The sequence below is a fragment of the Actinomadura kijaniata NBRC 14229 genome (assembly GCF_001552175.1).
Taxonomy (GTDB): Bacteria; Actinomycetota; Actinomycetes; order Streptosporangiales; family Streptosporangiaceae; genus Spirillospora; species Spirillospora kijaniata.
In genome coordinates, this window is sequence record NZ_BCQR01000230.1 from 1 (window position 1) to 15,547 (window position 15,547).

General features: G+C 73.1%; 16 protein-coding genes. 4 read left to right on the forward strand and 12 right to left on the reverse strand.

The window, feature by feature from the left end; all coding sequences use genetic code 11:
• Nucleotides 1–869: serine/threonine-protein kinase (locus AKI01S_RS44830; RefSeq protein WP_157420601.1), on the reverse strand; the 869-nt coding region annotated here is incomplete at its 3' end.
• A gap of 62 nt (nucleotides 870–931) precedes the next feature.
• On the opposite strand from AKI01S_RS44830, the gene AKI01S_RS44835 reads away from it, so the two are divergent.
• Nucleotides 932–1,651, forward strand: a complete 720-nt coding sequence (locus tag AKI01S_RS44835) for an Lrp/AsnC family transcriptional regulator (RefSeq protein WP_067832304.1) — start codon at nucleotides 932–934, stop codon at nucleotides 1,649–1,651.
• Here AKI01S_RS44835 and AKI01S_RS44840 read toward each other — a convergent pair.
• From AKI01S_RS44840 to AKI01S_RS44880, 9 genes are all read right to left on the reverse strand, one after another.
• A complete protein-coding gene (locus AKI01S_RS44840) occupies nucleotides 1,612–2,643 on the reverse strand; it encodes an N-acetylglucosamine kinase (protein ID WP_245682050.1) in 1,032 nt (343 codons plus the stop codon). The two genes, AKI01S_RS44835 and AKI01S_RS44840, sit on opposite strands and share 40 nt — an antisense overlap.
• Nucleotides 2,640–3,884: a family 4 glycosyl hydrolase gene (locus AKI01S_RS44845; RefSeq protein WP_067832305.1), complete on the reverse strand. Its 1,245-nt coding sequence runs from the start codon at nucleotides 3,882–3,884 to the stop codon at nucleotides 2,640–2,642. Before AKI01S_RS44845 ends, AKI01S_RS44840 begins: the two co-directional genes overlap by 4 nt.
• On the reverse strand, nucleotides 3,881–4,765 hold the full coding sequence (locus AKI01S_RS44850) for a carbohydrate ABC transporter permease (RefSeq protein WP_157420602.1): 885 nt from the start codon (nucleotides 4,763–4,765) through the stop codon (nucleotides 3,881–3,883). Before AKI01S_RS44850 ends, AKI01S_RS44845 begins: the two co-directional genes overlap by 4 nt.
• Nucleotides 4,765–5,721 (reverse strand): carbohydrate ABC transporter permease, encoded by a 957-nt coding sequence (locus AKI01S_RS44855; protein WP_245682051.1) that lies wholly within the window; start codon nucleotides 5,719–5,721, stop codon nucleotides 4,765–4,767. Before AKI01S_RS44855 ends, AKI01S_RS44850 begins: the two co-directional genes overlap by 1 nt.
• An 11-nt stretch (nucleotides 5,722–5,732) precedes the next feature.
• Nucleotides 5,733–7,064 carry an ABC transporter substrate-binding protein gene (locus AKI01S_RS44860; protein ID WP_067832312.1) on the reverse strand — a complete coding sequence of 444 codons (1,332 nt, stop codon included), beginning with the start codon at nucleotides 7,062–7,064 and terminating at the stop codon, nucleotides 5,733–5,735.
• A 49-nt stretch (nucleotides 7,065–7,113) separates the two neighbouring features.
• Nucleotides 7,114–8,328 carry an ROK family transcriptional regulator gene (locus AKI01S_RS44865; protein ID WP_245682052.1) on the reverse strand — a complete coding sequence of 405 codons (1,215 nt, stop codon included), beginning with the start codon at nucleotides 8,326–8,328 and terminating at the stop codon, nucleotides 7,114–7,116.
• A 134-nt stretch (nucleotides 8,329–8,462) separates the two neighbouring features.
• A complete protein-coding gene (locus AKI01S_RS44870; protein WP_369688784.1) occupies nucleotides 8,463–8,978 on the reverse strand; it encodes an FHA domain-containing protein in 516 nt (171 codons plus the stop codon).
• Between the two features lie 334 nt (nucleotides 8,979–9,312).
• Nucleotides 9,313–9,864: a hypothetical protein gene (locus AKI01S_RS44875; protein ID WP_067832317.1), complete on the reverse strand. Its 552-nt coding sequence runs from the start codon at nucleotides 9,862–9,864 to the stop codon at nucleotides 9,313–9,315.
• Nucleotides 9,865–10,149: 285 nt separating this feature from the next.
• On the reverse strand, nucleotides 10,150–10,446 hold the full coding sequence (locus AKI01S_RS44880) for a hypothetical protein (RefSeq protein ID WP_157420603.1): 297 nt from the start codon (nucleotides 10,444–10,446) through the stop codon (nucleotides 10,150–10,152).
• Between the two features lie 240 nt (nucleotides 10,447–10,686).
• Here AKI01S_RS44880 and AKI01S_RS44885 point away from each other — a divergent pair, with 240 nt between their 5' ends.
• Nucleotides 10,687–11,751, forward strand: a complete 1,065-nt coding sequence (locus tag AKI01S_RS44885) for a MalY/PatB family protein (protein WP_218010056.1) — start codon at nucleotides 10,687–10,689, stop codon at nucleotides 11,749–11,751.
• 69 nt (nucleotides 11,752–11,820) lie between these two features.
• Nucleotides 11,821–12,324: a GNAT family N-acetyltransferase gene (locus tag AKI01S_RS44890; RefSeq protein ID WP_067832321.1), complete on the forward strand. Its 504-nt coding sequence runs from the start codon at nucleotides 11,821–11,823 to the stop codon at nucleotides 12,322–12,324.
• A gap of 357 nt (nucleotides 12,325–12,681) precedes the next feature.
• On the opposite strand, the gene AKI01S_RS44895 is transcribed toward AKI01S_RS44890, so the two are convergent.
• Nucleotides 12,682–13,884, reverse strand: a complete 1,203-nt coding sequence (locus tag AKI01S_RS44895; protein WP_067832323.1) for a PP2C family protein-serine/threonine phosphatase — start codon at nucleotides 13,882–13,884, stop codon at nucleotides 12,682–12,684.
• 126 nt (nucleotides 13,885–14,010) lie between these two features.
• On the reverse strand, nucleotides 14,011–14,433 hold the full coding sequence (locus tag AKI01S_RS44900) for a MerR family transcriptional regulator (RefSeq protein WP_067832325.1): 423 nt from the start codon (nucleotides 14,431–14,433) through the stop codon (nucleotides 14,011–14,013).
• Between the two features lie 86 nt (nucleotides 14,434–14,519).
• On the opposite strand from AKI01S_RS44900, the gene AKI01S_RS44905 reads away from it, so the two are divergent.
• The coding region (locus AKI01S_RS44905; RefSeq protein WP_067832326.1) for an aldo/keto reductase at nucleotides 14,520–15,547 on the forward strand (1,028 nt) is incomplete at its 3' end.

The following is a 15,547-nucleotide window of genomic DNA, read 5'->3' on the forward strand; positions in this document are numbered from 1 at the left end:
AGGCCGAGGGCGGCCAGCGGGAACAGCGCCGCCAGCGCCGCCGCGGCGGCGGCCAGCGCCCGCACCCCGGTGTGCTCCCACCCGGCGCCGTAGGCGGCGGTCGCGGCGGCCTCCAGCTCGGTGGCGAACGCCTCGGCGCCCGCCGGACGCGCCGCCGGGTCCTTGGCCATGCCGCGCCGCACCAGGTCGTGCAGCGGGGCGGGGACGTCGGCCAGGTCGGGGTCGGCCGACAGGTGCTGGTTCATCAGCGCGGCCCGGCCGGTGGCGGCGGCGAACGGCCGGCGCCCGGTCACGCACTCGTAGAACACGCAGGTCGCGGCGTACACGTCGGTGGCGGGCGCGGCCCGTCCGCCGCGCCACTGCTCGGGGGCCATGTAGGCGGGGGTGCCGGAGGCCGAGCCCTGCCCGGCCAGCACCGCCACCCCGAAGTCGACGAGCTTGCTGAGGCCGTCGGCGCGGACCACGACGTTGGCGGGCTTGTAGTCGCGGTGCACCACCCCGACCGCGTGCGCGGCGGCCAGCCCCAGCAGCGAGCCCTTGAGCACCGTCAGCGCCGCCTCGGGCGCCAGCGCGCCGTGCTCGCCCAGCACGGTCTTCAACGACACCCCGTCCACGGCCTCCATGATGATCGCCGCGCCCCGCTCGCTCTCCACGAACCGGTACAGCCGCGCGACGTACGGGCTGGTGAGGCTGCCGAGCATGCGCGCCTCGGCGCGCAGCGCCGCCAGCGCCCCCGGGTCGGCGCCCAGCAGATACTTGATCGCCACGGGTGTCCCGGCGCGCTCGTGCTGGGCCAGCACCACCCGGCCCTGGGCGCCGCGTCCCAGCTCCCGCCGTTCGACGAACCCCTCGACCCGCCATTCCGCCACGTCGTCACCTCATCATCGAGTGGTTCCTACGGTAGGGACAGACGTCCCGATCGTGACAGAGGTTGGCGTTCGGTGATCTCGGTTCCGCATCGGCGGCCGGCACCGACCTGGACCGGCTCGCGGAGTACGTCCTGAACCGCGTGGGCACCGCCGAGGGGGTGCTGTCCACCCGCACCCACCTGGCCCACCGGCTGCACCGCGAGGCCAGCCGGTGGCGGCTGGACTCCCTCAGCCAGGACCAGCGCCGCGGCCTGGAGCGTCCCGGCGACGGCGACCGGGAGTCGGGGCGGCTGCGGCCCGACGGGATCGCGCTGGCGCTGGCGCCCGACGGCCGCCGCTCCCACACCACGCTGGCCGCGCGGACCGGCATGTCCGAGACCCGCGTCCGGCGGCTGCTGACGCAGATGCTCGGCAGCGGCCGGATCGTGCTGCGCTGCGAGGTGGAGCACCGGCTGGCGGGCTGGCGGGTCACCGGCGCGCTGTGGCTGGCGGTGCCGCCGCCGCGCCTGGAGCCGGTGGCCGACAGCGTCGCGACCATGCGCGAGACGCGCCTGGTGTGCTCGGTCGCCGGGGAGGCCAACCTGGTCGCCAACGTCTGGGTGCACAGCCTGGCGGAGATGGCCGAGTTCGAGACGCGCGTGGTCGCCCGTTACCCCGAGGTCCGGGTGGTGGACCGGTCGGTCACCCTCCAGTGGGTCAAACGCGTGGGCCGCCTGCTGGACGCCGACGGCCGCAGCGTCGCCTACGTCCCGATGGACCTGTGGGACCCGCCGAACCCCTGACGCGCGGCGGCGTGGGCGGCCTCCGGGGCCGACACCCGGTCCAGCGCCGCCAGGACCGCGCCCAGCAGCGGCGGCGCCTCGGGAACGACCAGCCGGGCGCGCGGCGCGGCCCGCCGGTACCGCTCCGCCACCCGCGTCATCAGCACCGGGCGGCGCGCGGCCAGGACCCCGCCGCCGAGCACGACCTCGGCGGGGCCGTCCAGCAGGTCCAGGCGGCGCAACGCGACCGTCCCCAGCAGGCAGACCTCCTCGGCGAGCCGGTCGACGACCCCGAGCGCGACCGCGTCGCCGGTCTCGGCGACGTCGAGCAGCAGCGGCGCGACCTCCAGCAGCCGCGCCGGGTCGATGTCGCCGAGGTACAGGCCGAGACCGGCGTCGGTGGCGCGTTCCACCCCGAAGTGCGCGGCCAGCGCCGCCGCCAGCGCGGTGCGCGGGCCCCGGCCGTCCTCGGCGCGCACCGCGTGCCACAGCGCGGCGCGGCCGAGCTCGGCGCCGCCGCCCCAGTCCCCGGTGAACGGGCCCAGCGCGGGGAACCGCGCGACCCGCCCGTCGGGCGCGACGCCCAGGCAGTTGATCCCGGCCCCGCACACCACCGCCACGCCCCACCCGGCCGCCGCGCCGCCGCGCAGCAGCGCGAAGGTGTCGTTGCCGACGGTGACCCCGGGGGCCACGCCCCGGTCCAGCAGCGTCTTCTCCAGGCGGGCCTCCTGGTCGGGCAGGTCCACGTTGGCCAGGTAGGCGGTCAGGTGGGCGACGTCGGCGGCGGACGCGCCCGCCCGGTCCAGCACCCGCGCCACCAGCGCCAGCAGCACCCCGACGGCGACGTCCGGGCCGTCGGACTGGGGCCGGAACCCCGGGCCGCGGCCGGTCGCCAGCACCGTCCCGTCGAACCCGACCACCGCCGCGTCGCACTTGCTGTTGCCGCCGTCCACGGCGACCAGCACCCGCCCCGCCACCGACCCCGCCATCGACCCTGCCATCGACCCGGTCACCGGGCCCACGGCAGGTGCTCGCGGTCGGCGGCGACCAGGTCGCGGGCCAGCCGTTCGGCCGGTTCGCGCTGCCCGACCAGGGGATGCGCCAGCAGCGCCGCCGCGACCCGGTCCACGCCACCGCGCAGGGCGGCGTCGAGCGCGAGCCGCTCGTAGGCGGTCACGTGCGCGACCAGGCCCGCGTACAGCGGCTCCAGCGGCGGCACCGGCAGCGGGACCGGTCCGGAGGCGGTGATCCGCGCGGGGACCTCGACGACGTCGTCGGCGTCCAGGAACGGCAGCGCGCCGCCGTTGCGGACGTTGACGACCTGGACGTCGCCCCGGTCGCCCAGCAGCGAGCCGACGAGCTGGACGGCCGCCTCGGAGTAGAACGCGCCGCCGCGCTCCGACAGCCGCTCGGGCTTGGTGTCCAGCGCCGGATCGGTGTAGGAGGCCAGCAGGTCCCGCTCCAGCGCCGCGACCCGCTCGGCGCGGGTCGGCGCGCCGCGCTGCTCGGCGACCACCCGGTCGTGGTCGTAGTAGTAGCGCAGGTAGTAGGAGGGGATCGCGCCGAGCCGCCGCACGAACGCCCCCGGCAGCCCCGCCGCGGCGGAGATCTCGTCCAGGTGCTCGTCCAGCAGCCGGGGCAGCACCTCGGCCCCGTCGAGCAGCACCGAACGCACCCAGGTGAGGTGGTTGAGCCCGGCGTGCCCGAGCCGTACCCGCCCGGGCGCGGCGCCCAGCAGCGCGGCGGCGCGGCGCTGCACGCCGATCGCGACGTTGCACAGCCCGACCGCGCGGTGCCCGGCGTCCAGCAGGGCGCGGGTGACGATCCCGACCGGGTTGGTGAAGTCGACGATCCAGGCGTCCGGGGCGTGCCGGGCGACGCGTTCGGCGACGTCCAGCACGACCGGGACGGTCCGCAGCGCCTTGGCGAGCCCGCCCGCGCCCGTCGTCTCCTGCCCGACGCAGCCGCACGCCAGCGGCAGCGTCTCGTCGCGGTGCCGGGCCGCCTGCCCGCCGACCCGCAGCTGCACCAGTACCGCCGCCGCGCCCGCGACCCCGGCGTCCAGGTCGGAGGTGCACAGGACCCGGGCCGGGTGCCCGGCCCGCGCCAGCATCCGCGCGGCCAGGCCGCCGACCGCCTCCAGCCGCCCGGCGTCCGGGTCCACCAGCACCAGCTCGCTGAGGGGAAGGCGCGCCAGCCCCTCCACCAGTTCCGGGGTGTAGGTCGAACCGCCCCCGACGACCGCCAGTCTCAACCCTTCACTCCCGTCAACGTGATCCCTTGGATAAACACCCGCTGCGCCAGGAAGAACACGACGATCACCGGCAGCACGGTCAGCAGCGTCGCCGCCATCGTCAGGTTCCACTCCACGTTGTGCGCCGCGCGGAACGTGGCGATGCCGACCGCCAGCGGCCACGCCTCGGGCTTGGCGTACACCAGCGGCCCGTAGTAGTCGTTCCAGCAGTAGAAGAACTGGAACAGCGCCACCGCCGCGATCGCGGGCCGCGCCATCGGCAGCACCACCCGGACCATGGTGGCGAACTCGCCGCAGCCGTCCACCCGCGCCGCGTCGGCGTAGTCCTTGGGGATCGTCACCAGGAACTGCCGCAGCAGGAAGATGGAGAACGCGTCGCCGAACAGCAGCGGCAGGATCAGCGGCCACAGCGTCCCGGTCAGCTCCAGCCGCGCCCACACGATGTACAGCGGCACCACCGTGATCTGCGGCGGCAGCATCATCATCGTGATGACCAGGACGAACGCCGGCTTCCTGCCCCGGAACCGGAACCGCGCCAGCGCGTAGGCCGCCGGAACACTCGACACCAGCATGAACACCGTGCCGAGCCCGGCGTACAGCAGGCTGTTGCCCAGCCACCGCGCCATGTCGCCCGTCATCACCTCGGCGAAGTTGCCCCACCGCCAGTCGGTCGGCCACAGGTCGCCGCTGAGGGTCTGCTCGTCCGACATCACCGCCGTCAGGAACATGAACACCAGCGGGGCCGCGAACATCAGCGCCAGCGCGATGGCGATCGAGTGGGTGGCGATCCACAGCAGCGTCCGCCGCCCGCGGGCGCCGTCCGGCGGCCGCCGCCGCGCCGGGGCCGCCGGGGCCCGCGCCGGGGTGAGCACCGAGGTCATCACGCCTCCCCGTCGGCGAAGGCGTGGAACTGCCGCAGCAGCACCATCGTGAACAGCATCGCCACCGCGAACAGCACCAGCGCCAGCACGCACGCGTATCCCATGTTGAACTGCCGGAACCCCTCGTCGTAGAGCCACTGCGGGAACGTCAGCGTCGACCCGTCCGGATAGCCGGGCGCGGTCTGCGTCCCCGGCTGGTCGCTCTGCCCGGCCGCGACCTTGCCCGCGACCATCGCCTGGGTGAAGTACTGGAGCGTCTGGATCACGCCGGTGACCGCCGCGAACGCCAGCACCGGCGCGACCGTCGGCAGCGTGATGTGCCGGAACCGCTGCCAGGGCCCGGCGCCGTCGATCTCGGCGGCCTCGTACAGCGGGCGGGGCACGTCCAGCAGCGCCGCCAGCAGGATCACCATCACGTCGCCGACCGCCCACAGCCCCAGCAGCGTCAGGCCCGGCTTGCTCCACGACGGGTCGTTGAACCAGTCGGGCCAGGGCAGCCCCACCGCCTCGGTGAGGGTGTGCAGCGGGCCGGTGCCGGGGTTGAACACGAACACGAACGCCACCGTCGCCGCGACCGGCGGCACCAGGTACGGCAGGTAGAACACCGACCGCAGCAGGGAGCCGCCGCGCTTGACGTGCACCAGCAGCTGCGCCGCGCCGAGCCCGAACAGCACCCGCAGCGGCACCATCACCGCCACCAGCCACAGCGTGTTCCCCATCGCCCGCCAGGCGTCCTCGTCGCCCAGCAGGAACCGGTAGTTGGTCAGTCCGGTGTACTCCAGCGTGAACAGGTCGTAGCGGGTGAAGGAGAAGTACACCGTGGCCACCAGCGGGTAGGCGAAGAACATCGCGAAGCCGACCAGCCACGGCGCCAGGAACGCCAGCACCGACAGCCTGCGGCGGCTCCGCGCGGTGAGCCGGGGCGCGCGCCCGGCCGGCGCCGTGGACGCCGTCACCGCGGCCACCGTCAGCCGCCCGCCAGGCGCAGGGACTCGTCCACCTTGGCGTCCAGGTCCCGCAGCGCCTTGTCCAGGTCCTTCACCTTGCCGGGCTCCCACTGCTCCTGGACGAACTGCTGGAGCTTGACCAGGTAGTCGCCGCCGTTGGGGGTGGACGGGCTGGTGGTGGTGCCCGGGTGCCGGAACACGTCGAGGAACGTGCCGAACTGCGCGGGCAGCTTCAGGTCCGGCGACGACAGCGCGGGCAGGGTGCTCGGGACGTTGCCCAGGGCGTTGGCGAGGGTGACCAGCGCCTGCGTGTCGGTGGTCAGGTACTTCACGAACGCCCAGGCCGCCGCCGAGTGCCTGGCCCCGCGCGGGACGCCCATGATGGTGCCGAGGACGAAGCCGCTGCCGTACTGGGCGGCGCGGTCGTCCGACACCGGCGCGGGCGCGGTGCCGTAGTCCAGGCCGGGCGCCTCCTTCTCGATGAACTTGGTGCGCCACTCGCCGTCGACGGCCATGGCGACCTTCTCCTTCTGGAACGGGTTGGACGCCTCGAACTCCTGGCCCATCGACCGCATGAACCTCTTCGCGTTGTCGTAGCCGTACCAGTCGAGCAGGTCCTTGGACCACTTCAGGTACGCCTTCCAGGCCGGGTCCCTGGCGAAGACGGCCTTGCCGTCGTCGCCGAGCCACCTCACCCCGAACTGGGTGGCCACGTGCTGCGGGGTGTGCTCGTAGTACTGCACCGACGGCATGAACCCGGCGACCTTGATGGTGCCGTCGGGGTTCCGGACGGTGAGCTTCTTGGCCAGGTCCGCCAGCTCGGTCATCGTCCTGGGCGGCTGGTGGCCCTTCATGAGCCTCTTGTTGTAGTAGAGGCCGTAGGCGTCGGCCAGCAGCGGCATCGCGCACCGTTTGCCCTTGTACTGGGTGTACTCGCGCACGGCCTTGGGGAACACGTTCAGGTCGATCCCGTCGCGGCCCAGCAGCGGGGTGAGGTCCTGCCAGGCGCCGCTGGAGCAGAACTGGCCGAGGTTGTCGGTGGTGAAGGAGGCGACCACGTCGGGCGGGCCGCCGCCGCGGATGGCGTTGGTGATCTGGTCGTCGGTCTGGTTGCCGGTCACCTTCACGGTGATGTTGGGGTGCTTCCTGCGGAAGCCGTCGACGGCCTGCTCGAAGCCCTTCACCTCGTGGTCGGCGCTCCAGCCGTGCCAGACCTGGATGGTCTGCCGGTCCCCGAGGGCGGGGCCGCCCGCGCCGGGCTCGGAACGGCCCGCCGTGCAGGCGGCTGCGGTGAGGCCGAGGACGGTCGCGGCGAGGACCGCCGCTGCCCGGCCGGGTCGTGTGGTGCGCACTCCGGTTCTCCTTCGGGGGGGTGGGGACGGCCGGAGGGGCCGCCGGGGATCAGGGAGCGGTGCGGGAGAACACCGCCACGCGGGTCTCCCGGAGGGCTTGCTGCAACGCGCCCGCCAGGACGGGGTTGCCGCCGACGGCGCTGAGCCGCACCGGCGGCCGGGGGATGGACAGGTCGTGCAGGTGGTGCTCGACGCGGGAACGCAGCGCCTCGCCCCCGGCGCGCAGCACCTCGCCGGTCAGCACCACCAGCGCCGGGTCGACGACGGCGACGACGGTGGCGAGCGTCGCGCCGATCCGGGTCGCCAGCTCCGCCAGCGCGGCCTCGGCGCGTTCGCCGTGGCCGGTGCCGGGCGGACCGTCGAGGGCGGCGACGGCGCGGGCCAGGGCGGTGGCGGCCGCGCGGCCCCGGAACCCGTGCTCGCGCATCAGCCGCAGCACCGCCGCGCCCCCGACGCGGCTGTGTACGCCCCCGGTGTGGGTCCGGCGGATCCCGCGCATCAGCGGCGCGCCGACGGCGGGCATGTAGCCGATCTCGCCCGCGCCCCCGGTCGCGCCCCGGTGCGGGACGCCGTTGAGCACCACGGCCATGCCGACCCCGTCGGCGATCCACAGCAGCACGAAGTCGGCGACGCCCGCCGCCCGGCCGTCGGCGGACTCGGCCAGCGCCGACAGGTTCACGTCGTTCTCCACCGCCACCGGCAGGCCGAGGCCGTCGGTGAGGGTCCGTTCCAGGTCCGGCACGTGCCAGCCGGGGATGTGCGCGGCGTAGCCCAGCTTGCCGGTCCGGGGATCGACGGCCCCCTGGATCCCCACGACCAGCCGGTCCAGCCGGGCGCGGTCCAGCCCGGCCGCCGCGGCGGCGCCGTCGAGGGCCGCGCCGACCCGCCCGACCACGTCGTGCGCCGACCGGCCCGGCGTGGGCAGGGTGTGCTCGCCCACCACCGTCCCGGCCAGGTCGGCGACGCTGACGCGGATCCGCGCCGGGGTGACGTCGGCGCCCACCACGTGCGCGGCGGCCGCGTTCAGCCGGTACAGCCCGGCGGTGCGGCCGGGCAGGCCCTCGCGCAGCCCGTCGCGGGCCACCAGGCCCGCCTCCTCCAGCCGCGCCAGCATCTGCGAGGCGGTCGGCTTGGACACCCCGACCAGCTCGGCGATCTGCGGCCGGGTGAGCGGCCCCCGCGTCAGCAGCGCCTCCAGGGCGGCGCGGTCGTTGATGGCGCGCATCAGGCCCGGGGTGCCCGGGGCGCCGGCGGTGGTCGGCACGCGACTCCCTCCAAAGTTAGGAAACTTTCCTAACTTTGGATTGAAAGTAAGGACCCTTAACGAACGGGTCAACGGCGCGCGCGTGTCCGGGACCGGCCAGCCGGGTGGCGTTTCGGCCCGTCAGAGGTGGGGGATCAGGGGGCGGCGACGATGAAGCTGGAGTTGCCGAAGCCGACCTCGTCGCCGGGGCGCACCCGGGCCGGGCCGGTCAGCCGCCAGCCGTTGACGCGGGTGCCGTTCATCGACCCCAGATCGGAGATCATCCAGCCGTCGCCGTCCCGGTAGATCTCGGCGTGGAAGCGGGAGACCGTCAGGTCCGTCAGGATGAACTGGCAGCCGGGCGCCCGCCCGACCACGATCCGCGACAGCCCCTCGGGCGGCAGCGTGAAGCGCGGCAGCCGCGGCGCCCGCCAGGCGGCCTCGATGCGCGCGGTGACCTGCGACACCGACGCGATGATCCCGGTGAGGCGGTTCACCACGCGGTTGGTGGGCGGCAGATCGTGGACGATGTCGGCGAGCTCGGCCTGGCTCTGGGCGCGGAGCACCTGGTCGACCCGGCGTTCGAAGGTCTCGTGCGACATCCGGCCCTCGGCGACCCGGTCGCTGAGGACGCGCAACACCCGGTCGCGCTCCATATCGGACGCTCTCACCGGATATGAAGGCCGACCGTCCATGCTGCGAGTATCCAGATTCTCCGTTGTGCTGTCCAGAAAACCCCGAACGGGCTCCTCCCGCTCCAGACTATTTGATCAGATGCGCGCCACCGCCGAAAAGTTCGGCATCTCCCACACCAACGATCATGAACCACGACGCGGGCGCCCACGCGTCCGGTTGCAGAACGATTCCGTTCGATGACCGACGGTCACCTGTGGTCGAGGTGGTGGCCGCAGGCCCCGTCGCGGGTCGGCGGGGCCGCGACGCCCACGTTCGCGGGGCATCGACCTCGGTCGACGCCCCGCGAACGGCCTTCAACGCGATCGGGCCTCAGCCCGTGAACTTGAGCGGGTTGGCCTTGGCCCTGAACGTGAAGGGCTTGGCCTTGTCGGTGGCGACGTCGTAGCTGAGCGAGGCGGTGCCCTGCCACTTGCTCCTGTCCTTGCCGATGTCGATGTAGCAGCTGTTGTGCCAGGGCTTGGGGCTGGTGCTGGCGCGCCAGAAGTACTGTCCCCTCTTGCAGGTCTCCGAGAGGGTCTTCCGGCCGTTGGTGATCGTGAACTTCAGGACCACGGCGGAGGACTTGCCCTTGGCCAGGTGCTTGATGTCGACCTTGTTGGGGCAGTACAGAACGCTGAACGCCGCGTACCGCTCCCCGTTGTCCGGATAACTCTGGGGAACGATGTGCAGCTTCAGCTTGACCTTCGGGTCCCTGGACTTCGGCACCGGGATCACGTGGAACCCCTTGGTGCCGCTGCAGGCGTCGGCCGGAGCCGCCTGCGTCGCCGGGGCCGCCCCGGCCGCGTGGGCGGCGGGCGCGACGATCGCGGCCGAGGCGACGGCCACCGCGCCGCAGGCGATCAGACGCTGGACGTTCTTCATGCGGGCTCCCCGTGGATGACGACAGTGAGTCGACCACCCACTATGTCGATCTTGGAAGCCGCCCCGACAGACTCCCGGGCACCATCCCGATGGCCCCGTGGCACTAGGTCGTGTTGCAAAAGCCCTGGCCTACGGCGCTCGCCCGGGGGCTCGCACCTCACCAGGTCTTGGCGAGCGCGGCATCGCTTCGTGATCTGACCGGCGGGCCCTCGCCTCCGGCTTCGGGCCCGCCGGTCAGATCACGCGCTCGCGTGCGTGGCAGATGCCGGGGTGGGACTCCGTCGCTCAGGCGGTGAACTTCTTCTCGTTGCAGGTGGTGGAGGACAGGCCCTCGCTGCCGGTCAAACAGACCCTGACCCGCACCCTGGTGCCGCCCTTGATGCGGATCTTCTTTTTCTTGATGTCGTGGGCTCGCCCGCTCTTGCCCTCGACCCTCCCCAGCCGCAGGGCCGGGCCCGGCTGAACCTTGATGATTTCCACCATCACCCATTTGCGGTCGCCCTCCTGATTGTCACGGGCCAGGCGAAGTGACGGGCCTGCGAGGACCAACCCGTTGCCACCGGAGAGCCAGAAGGTGATCATCGGCAGGGAGGAGTGACGCGTCGCATGACGACGCGGGGGCTCTCGTGCCGGATCTGGCCCATGGCTTCGTCCTGGGCTCGTCTGCGAGGTCGTGGAACTCCGCTTCGTCACCAAACCGGGCCACTCGGGTTGAATGTCAGGTTCGGAGACGATATGCGAAGATCGTAAAGTGAAGTCGATTTTCCGCTCTCCGAGCTGCGGCGAAGGCGCAGCGCCAAGTGGACCCTCCACCCCTCCGACGTGCTGCCCCTGCCCGTGGCCGAGATGGACGTGCGCCTGCCGCCCAGCGCCGCGGCCGCACTGCACGAGGCGGTGGACCTCTCCGACACCGGGTACTTCGGTGACAGGGACGCGCTGGTGGAGGCGTTCCGGGGATTCGCCGCGCGGCGCTGGGACTGGCACATCGAACCCGACGCCGTGACGACCTTCGCCGATGTCGGCGTGGGCGTCATCGAGGTGATACGCCTGCTCACCCGGCCCGGTGACGGTGTGGTGATCATGCCGCCGGTGTATCCCTCGTTCCATCCGTGGCTCGACCAGGCCGGGGTCGCCGCGGTCCCGGTGCCGCTGGTCGAGCGGGAACTCGGCGGGCGGATCGACCTCGACGGCGTCGAACGCGCGCTGCGGGACGGCACCCGTGTGGTGCTGTTGTGCCATCCGCACAATCCGTTCGGCCGCATCCACGAGCCCGACGAGCTGCGGGCGCTGGCCGAGATCGCCGAACGGCACGGCGCGGTGGTGCTGTCGGACGAGATCCACGCCCCGATGGCCTATCCGGGGCAGCCGGTCCACCCGTACCTGACGCTGGGGGAGGCGGCGGCCGCGACGGGGATCGCTTTCACCAGCGCGTCCAAGGCCTTCAACCTCGCCGGTCTCAAGTGCGCGGTCGCGGTCGCCGACGCCCAGCGCCACGTGTTCACCCGGCTTCCCGAACAGATCCCCTGGGGTGTGGGCATCCTGGGCATGGTCGCCTCCGTCGCCGTGTTCACCCACGAGGATTCCTGGCTCGACCGGCTCAACCACTCCCTGGCCGCCAACGCGGCCCTGCTGCGCGACCTGCTCGCCGAGCGCCTGCCCGGCGTCACCTTCCCCGAGCCCAAGGCCTCCTACCTGGCCTGGCTGGACTGCACCGCCCTGGACCTGGGACCCGACCCCGCGCAGGTGTTCCTCGAACGCGGGCGCGTCGCCCTGGCGTCGGGCCCCGGCTTCGGTCCGCACGGCGAGGGGCACGCCCGCCTGAACTTCGGCTGCTCTCCCGAACTGCTGGAGCAGGCCGTCGTCCGCATGGCGGGCGCCTTGCGGTGAGGCTGGTCCGGGGGCGCCGGCGCCCCCGGGTCATTGATCTACGAACCGTGGGTCACATAGTCTGCGCCGGTGTCGGAGATCGTGACGTATGTCGAAATGACGGCCCGTGACCAGCTGGATCCGGCGGCCCCGATACCCGATCTGGTCCTGGAGCCACTGGAGCGGAGCTCCCCGCTGGTCGTCGAGTTGCAGGCCCGGATCGGCGCTCCCTACGGCTGGGAGAGCGCGAGCCGCACCGAGCGGGAATGGGCCGACTGGTTCGCCCGGTGCCCGGGCCGCGTGTTCCGGCTGCTGAGCTTCGAGGGCGTCCCCGCGGGCATGGCCTCCTACGACCTCCATCCCGGCGGCGATGTGGAGATCGAGACCTTCGGGCTCCTGCCGGAGTTCACCGGCAAGGGCCTGGGCGGATACGCGCTGACGCTCGCGATCCGGCAAGCCTGGGAACTGGCCCCCGCGGTGACGAGGGTCTGGCTGCACACCTCGTCGCTGGACCACCCGAACGCCCTGCCCAACTACCACCGCCGAGGTTTCCGCACCTTCAGGACCGAAGAAGGCGAACGCACGATCGGGTAGACAGCCTCCTCGTCTCAGGAGCCCGTCACTTGGGCCAGAGCATGGAGCGGCCCGGCTGCTCGGTGCACTTGCAGGCGTCGAAGTTCTCCCGCACGTACTGCTGCCGTGGAGACCCCACGGCTTCCACGCCGCCGCCTCGGTGGGGAGGCTGAACCCGCCGATCGCCATGGCGGCGTCCAGGCGATCACAACAGCCGTCGAGCCGACTCGATGATCTTCGGGGATTCCCGCTCCTGAGGATCGCCCGCGTCAGTGCGCGGGCGGCCCACGGCGGTACGGACGGCCGCCAGGCGTGGCGCGGTGGGCCGGCAGGCCACCGCGCGTCCGGTGGGCGACGGTGATCCCGCCTTTCGCGGCCTCAGCCGGTGCGGCGCAGCAGGAGCACGGCGACGTCGTCCTCGGCGCTCTGGCGGCCGATGAGGGCCGACATGACCGCGGCGCCCACCTCCTCGGGCGGGCCGGCGTACACCGCCTCGCACAGCCGGGCGATGCCGTCCATGATGTTGCTGCCGCGCCGTTCCACCAGCCCGTCGGTGTAGAAGCACAGCAGGGCGTCCGGCGGGAGGGGGAAGACCGTGGTGTGCCGGGGGACGTCCTCGCCCAGGCCGATCAGGACGTCGGTCTTGAGGTCGAGGGGACGTGCCGCGGAGCCGGGGACGGCGAGGACCGGCGCGTAGTGGCCGGCCGAGGACACCCGGACCTCGCTCAGGTCGGGGGCGCACACCGCGTACAGCACGGTCGCCATCGCGTCGGGCTCGAAATGCTGCATCTTGCGGCTGAGCTTGCCCAGCACCTCGGCCGGGTCGTCGCTCTCCAGCGCGTAGGCCCGCAGCGCGCTGCGCATGCGTCCCATCACCACCGCGGCCGACAGGCCGTGCCCGGCCACGTCGCCGATGACGACGCCGGTCTCGCCCGAGGGGAGGGGGAACACGTCGTACCAATCCCCGCCCACGTTGGCCGCGCCGGGACGGTAGCGCGCGGCCAGCTCGGCGCCGGGGACGGCCGGAGGTGCGGAGGGCACCAGGCTGCGTTGCAGCTCCCTGGCGCCGGCGCGTTCGTCCCGGGTGAGCAGGGCGTGGACCGTCAGCGCCACGCGCGCGGCCGCCAGCTGGAGCAGTTCGGTCTCGTCCCTGGTGAAGCGGCGGGTGGTGAGCGTGCCCACGTGCAGCACCCCCACCAGCGTGCCGCCGGCGACGAGCGGGACCCCCAGCAGCGACCGCAGACCCCGCTGGACCAGGAGCGGGTTGAACACACCGGCGCTCGCCACGTCCTCGACGTAGACCGGACGCCGCTCGGCGGCGACCCGCCCGGCGAACCCCTTCCCCACGGGAACGTGGGCCGCCTGGATGACCTCCTCCTCGATGCCGCGCGCGGCCGTCGCCTCCAGGAACCGCCCCTGGCGGTCGAGCAGGAGCACCACGGCGGTGTCGACGTCCAGGACCTGGCGGACGCGGTCGAGCAGGGCGTCCAGGAACTCCTCGACGTCCATGTGCGCGAGCGCCTCGTCGGTGATGGCCTGGATGTTCTCCAGCCTGCGGGCGATGCCCGCCAGTGCGCTCAAGAGTGCTCCATACGGTCAACTGTAGTCGCATCGTTCACTATTGGAGCACATGTTCGTGCATGGAACGGGCGGCGGGCGGCCCTCCTGACCTCGGCGGACGTCGCTCCGCCCGGAACGGCCCGGCGGTCACCGGGCCGCGGGCGGCGGCGCGCACCCGGTGACGGGGGTGTCGGGGTCCAGCAGGTCCTCGTAGACGGCGACCTTGTGGTCGACCAGGTCCAGGCAGCGCGACAGCTGCTCCATCCGCCCGGCGATCCGGTCGCGGTGCTCGCGCAGCAGGGCGAGCCGCTCGGTCTCGTTGCCCTCTCCGGCGCGTACCAGCTCGGTGTAGCGGCGGATGTCGGGCAGCGGCATCCCGGCGGCGCGCAGCACCACGCACATGCCGATCCACTCGACGTCGCCCTCGTGGTAGCGGCGGGTGCCGCCGACGGTCCGCCGGACCCGGCCCAGCATGAGGCCCTCGCGTTCGTAGAACCGCAGGGTGTCGATGCTCAGGCCGGTGCGCCGCGACATCTCGCCGATGCCGATGCCCGGGGGAGGGGAGGACATGCGGCCAGCATAGGGCTTGATCTGGAGGCGACTCCAGATCCTAGGCTGCGACGCGGCCACGACGACCGCGAAGGAGCAGGCTGCCCATGCGTTATCGGTATCTCGGGAACACCGGCATCGAGGTGAGCGCCCACTGTCTGGGGGCGATGATGTTCGGCGCGGTCGGCAACCCCGACCACGACGACTGCGCGCGGATCGTGCACGCCGCGCTCGACGCGGGGATCAACTTCGTCGACACCGCCGACATGTACTCGGCCGGGGAGTCGGAGGAGATCGTCGGCAGGGCCCTGCGGGGACGGCGCGACGACGTCGTGCTGGCCACCAAGGTCCACTTCCCGATGGGGGAGGGACCGAACCGGGGCGGCAACTCGCGGCGCTGGATCGTGCGGGCGGTGGAGGACAGCCTGCGGCGGCTGGACACCGACCGGATCGACCTGTACCAGGTGCACCGGCCCGACCGGCACACCGACGTGGAGGAGACCCTGGGGGCCCTCACCGACCTGGTGCGGGCGGGGAAGATCCGGGCGTTCGGGTGCTCGACGTTCCCGGCCTCGGAGATCGTGGAGGCGCACCACGTCGCCGAGCGGCGCGGCCTGTACCGGTTCCGCACCGAGCAGCCGCCCTACTCGCTGCTGGCGCGCGGGGCGGAGACCGAGGTGCTGCCCGTCTGCCAGCGGTACGGGATGGGCGTGCTGACGTGGAGCCCGCTGGCGTCGGGGTTCCTGTCGGGCCGCTACCGGCGCGGTGCGGAGGTCGACCTGACCAGCGGCCGTCCCCGGCTCACCCCGCACCGCTTCGACCCGTCGCTGCCGGGGAACGCGGCCAAGTACGACGCGGTGGAGGAGCTGGCCGCGCTGGCGAAGGAGATCGGCTGCACGCTGCCGGAGCTGGCCGTGGCGTTCGCCGCCGCCCACCCCGCGGTGACCTCGGTCATCATCGGGCCGCGCACCATGGAGCAGCTGACCTCGCTGCTGGCGGGCGCGTCGCTGGTGCTGGACGACGACGTGCTGGACCGCGTCGACGGGATCGTCCCGCCCGGCACGGACCTGTACCGGGCCGACGGCGCCTGGACGCCGCCCGCGCTGGCGGACCCGGCGCTGCGCCGCCGCCCGCC

Bases quoted from the DNA above. Each gene is read 5' to 3' on its own strand.
- AKI01S_RS44850 (WP_157420602.1), bottom strand. From the start codon at position 4,765: ATGACCTCGGTGCTCACCCCGGCGCGGGCCCCGGCGGCCCCGGCGCGG.
- AKI01S_RS44875 (WP_067832317.1), bottom strand. From the start codon at position 9,864: ATGAAGAACGTCCAGCGTCTGATCGCCTGCGGCGCGGTGGCCGTCGCC.
- AKI01S_RS44880 (WP_157420603.1), bottom strand. From the start codon at position 10,446: ATGATCACCTTCTGGCTCTCCGGTGGCAACGGGTTGGTCCTCGCAGGC.
- AKI01S_RS44900 (WP_067832325.1), bottom strand. From the start codon at position 14,433: ATGTCCTCCCCTCCCCCGGGCATCGGCATCGGCGAGATGTCGCGGCGC.